General features: G+C 53.2%; 4 protein-coding genes. 1 reads left to right on the top strand and 3 read right to left on the bottom strand.

Annotation, left to right across the window (positions count from 1 at the left end):
- On the bottom strand, positions 1 to 994 hold a 994-nt coding region (gene murJ, locus D5S03_RS04715; RefSeq protein ID WP_287042814.1), incomplete at its 3' end, for a murein biosynthesis integral membrane protein MurJ.
- A 175-nt stretch (positions 995 to 1,169) separates the two neighbouring features.
- On the opposite strand from murJ, the gene D5S03_RS04710 reads away from it, so the two are divergent.
- Positions 1,170 to 1,517, top strand: a complete 348-nt coding sequence (locus D5S03_RS04710) for an ArsR/SmtB family transcription factor (RefSeq protein ID WP_008871006.1) — start codon at positions 1,170 to 1,172, stop codon at positions 1,515 to 1,517.
- A 12-nt stretch (positions 1,518 to 1,529) separates the two neighbouring features.
- Here D5S03_RS04710 and D5S03_RS04705 read toward each other — a convergent pair whose 3' ends face one another.
- Together D5S03_RS04705 and D5S03_RS04700 are read right to left on the bottom strand one after the other, a co-directional pair.
- Positions 1,530 to 2,570 (bottom strand): lysylphosphatidylglycerol synthase transmembrane domain-containing protein, encoded by a 1,041-nt coding sequence (locus D5S03_RS04705; RefSeq protein ID WP_161598684.1) that lies wholly within the window; start codon positions 2,568 to 2,570, stop codon positions 1,530 to 1,532.
- 5 nt (positions 2,571 to 2,575) lie between these two features.
- On the bottom strand, positions 2,576 to 3,202 hold the full coding sequence (locus tag D5S03_RS04700) for a nicotianamine synthase family protein (protein WP_008871004.1): 627 nt from the start codon (positions 3,200 to 3,202) through the stop codon (positions 2,576 to 2,578).
- Positions 3,203 to 3,569: the final 367 nt, after the last annotated feature.

Raw genomic sequence — 3,569 nt, 5'->3', positions numbered from 1 at the left:
AGGGCAGGGCTATGAACAGGGTCAGGCTCAGGGATGAGTTGAGGGTGTTCTTGAAACCCTGCATGTCCCGGTCTCCGGCCAGGGAGGAAAGCGAGGGCAGGGCAGCGGTCCCGATGGCTACTGCGAATACGCCCAGGGGAAACTGAACCAGGCGGTCGGCGTAATAGAGATAAGCAATGGAGCCGGAGGCCAGAAAGGAGGCCAGTATCGTCCCGGCCAGGATGTTCAGCTGGTATACCGCAGCTCCGAATACTGTGGGCAGCATAAGCTTCCCGATTCGTTTCACGCCGGGATCAAAGAGAGAAAACCCTCCCAGCCAGCCAAATCCGGATTTTTTCAGAAATGGATACTGAAATACCCACTGGATGAGTCCGGAGGCCAGCACCCCGAAGGAAAGAGCCAGGGCCACGCTCATCCCGGAGTAATAGGCCCCCAGGGCGGACAGGATGAGAGTGATGTTCATGAGGGCCGGAGCCAGGGCCGGAGCCATGAAGTGGTTCATGGAGTTCAAAATGCCCATGCACAGGGCCACGGAGGAAATAAAGATTATGTAGGGAAAGCAGATGCGCACCAGGGTGACGGTAGTTTCAAAGATTTCCGGGTCTTCCCTGAAGCCCGGGGCAACCAGCATGGTCAGGGGAGCAGCAAAAAAAAGAGCCAGCAGGGTAATGCCCCCCAGGATCAGAAGAAGCCAGATCTGCACCGAACGGGCCAGGGCAAAGGCGCTTTGAGCACCCGACTCTTTTTTGATCTTGGTAAAGACCGGGACAAAGGCCATGGTCAGGGAACCTTCGGCGAAAAGACGGCGCAGCAGGTTGGGGATGCGAAAGGCCACGAAAAAGGCGTCGGCCATGGGACCTGCGCCCAGGGTGAAGGCTATGATCAGGTCCCGGATAAATCCCATGATGCGGCTTACCAGGGTTGCCCCGGCGACCACAGAGGCCTTGCGGGCCAGGGATGAAAATGGCGGGCTTTTGCTTTCTCGGGTACTCAAGATGGGTTTCCTGTGTGTTGCTGAGCAAGTGATACTAAGGAAGTAAGTAATAAAGCACAAGTAACCGTGGCAGTCTGAATCAGTCAGAAAATCAAGGTTTTTCAACTTCAAAAGGTGGTGTCAATAATATTTTCGGCATTGACCTGACCCGGGGGTAGGGATAACATATCTTTCCATGGAAGGTACAGTACGCTTGTTCAAGGCCCTGGGAGATACAACAAGGTTGAGGCTTTTATCCCTGCTGCTTCAGGGAGAGCAATGCGTCTGCGATCTTATGTTTGCCCTCCAGCTTCCACAATCCACAGTTTCCAGGCATTTAGCTTATCTCAAGAATTCAGGATGGGTCAAGGACTGCAGGCGCGGGGTCTGGAGCTACTACAGGATTGTCGGTTCTTCCAGACCTGCACACAGCCAGCTTCTGGAAATCCTCAAAACCCATCTTTCAGGAATGGAAGAGATCCAGGAGGACCTGGAGCGCCTGAATCAGCGTCTGCAGATAAGGAAAAGCGACAGGTGCGGGTAAAACAGGATTTTTTTAAAGAGTCTGTTTCACCTGCTCTTTTTCCTGGATGCCGGGCTTTTCCGGCAAGAGCGGAGATGTCCTGGACAGGGTAAGGCAGCACAGGGCTGAGACAAGCAGGGGAAACCAGAATGTGGTCAGCCTGGACAGAAGGGATACGGCCAGGCCTTCGGCCGGGGTCAGACCGCCCATGGTGAAGAACAGGGCCATGGCTCCCTCGTAGGTTCCCAGCCCTCCGGGAAGCAGGGGCACCATGCTGACCATGTAGGCGAAAAGCGTTGCCAGGCCGATAATCAGGGGATGCACTTCCAGGCCCAGAAAGGTGCAGGCCAGGTAAACCTTGACGGGGTAAAATACCCATATAACAAGCGAGACAAGCATGGCCGCAAAGGTCTGCCGGGTGGACAAGAGGCTTGAGGCGGCCAGCCGGGACTGCTGCAGAAAAAGTGCAATTCTGGAGGGTGTTTTTTTCAAAGATTCCAGTCTGCCCTGGGCGATCTTTCGGGGTGCATCCTGAAGGGGCTTTTCATTTCTTTCTTCACCTTTTCTTCCATAACATAAAAAACCAAGCCCGACACACATGGCGGTGAGAACCGCCAGGGCTGCATAAAAGTATCCCGGCAGCTCAAACATGAAAAAGGCCGGCAGGACAAGCATCAGGCACAGCAGTACAAAGGGGGTCATGGTCAGAAACTTGTGCACCAGCAGGGTTCCGGCGAGGTCCTGATAGGCCTGGCCGGTTTTTTGCCTGAACAGGTAAACCTTGGCGGCTTCACCGCCGAATTTCACAGACGGTGTCAGGCTCTCTATAAGCCCGGCGGCCTGGTTTACGAGAAATACTGTTGAAAAAGTAATGCTTGTTTTGCGGGTCAGCAGGAAGTGCCAGATCCAGGCACTGGCCAGCAGGGTGGAAAGCTGCAGGGTAAAAAGTACCGCAACTGCCAGTGGGCTGACGCGGGACAGGGCCTGCCCCAGTTCCTGGGTGCCGAAGATAAGGGCCATGAACAACAGGCCTGCAATACCCAGGAGGAAAAATATTATTTTTGATATGGACATGCTGTTCATGCAGCTTTTGTGGCCAAAAGTGAAGGATCTGCGGTTGCAGGATTGAAAGCCGGGTGAACACTGACGGCCGGGCCTTTGTTCTGATATAGTACAGAACGGTCAAAGGTGCGCATGGGTTGAAAAGTTTCTGCTTCGGGTCGGATCTTTGTCTGAAGACAGTCGTAGTGATCTTTGTAAGGCGAACTGGCCAGCCTGAAAATAAATCTGGCTCCGGGGCGGGATTTTTTCTGCATGACTTCCAGGATCCTGTTTTTGGGTGCAGCCTGCAGGGCCACTATGGATGCTGTGAAATTGTGCCTGAAATCCTGGGCACCGTCGGCATGCATGACTGTTATTCTGTCCTCAAGACCGGCCTTTTTTACGCACTTTTCGGCGTAACCTGCGGCACAGGGGTCAATATCCAGGGCGTAAACCCTGGATCCGGCCAGCTTTGCTATGTACAGGGCAGTAAAGGGCACGGCTCCACAGCCTATATTCAGCACAACGTCGTCTTTTCCAAGCTTTGCAAGTGTGATCTCGTTTTCAATAACCTGGCGGTAAGGCCGGGAATAAAGCCAGGTCAGAATTTTCGAGGAACTGCTCATTTTTTCCCATGCCGCTACAGCCATCGGTATCCAGCTCATGATCTGCTCCTTGGTGATTTGTATGTTGAATGTCATTATCGGTAATATTTGTTTAAAAAAGTCAAGTTGAATCTGAAGGTCGTTTTCAATCATTTTTTGAAATGTTTGTCAAGGAGAAAAAGGAAGGGATCTCATACAACCACCCCCGACCCCTCCTTGGCTAAGGAGGGGAGCTGTACCGTGGGCTTGGACTATTTGGGTGGGTGGGCTTCTGGAATGCTTGTAAGGAAGGGAATTCATACAACCACCCCCGACCCCTCCTTGGCTAAGGAGGGGAGCTGTATCGCGGCTTGGACTTGCTTGGGTGGTGGGTTTCTGGAATGTTTATAAGGAAGGGAGTTCATACAACCACCCCCGACCCCTCCTT

The sequence above is a fragment of the Desulfonatronospira sp. MSAO_Bac3 genome (genome assembly GCF_003838035.1).
Taxonomy (GTDB): Bacteria; Desulfobacterota; Desulfovibrionia; order Desulfovibrionales; family Desulfonatronovibrionaceae; genus Desulfonatronospira; species Desulfonatronospira thiodismutans.
This window is presented reverse-complemented; position numbering and strand designations above follow the sequence as displayed.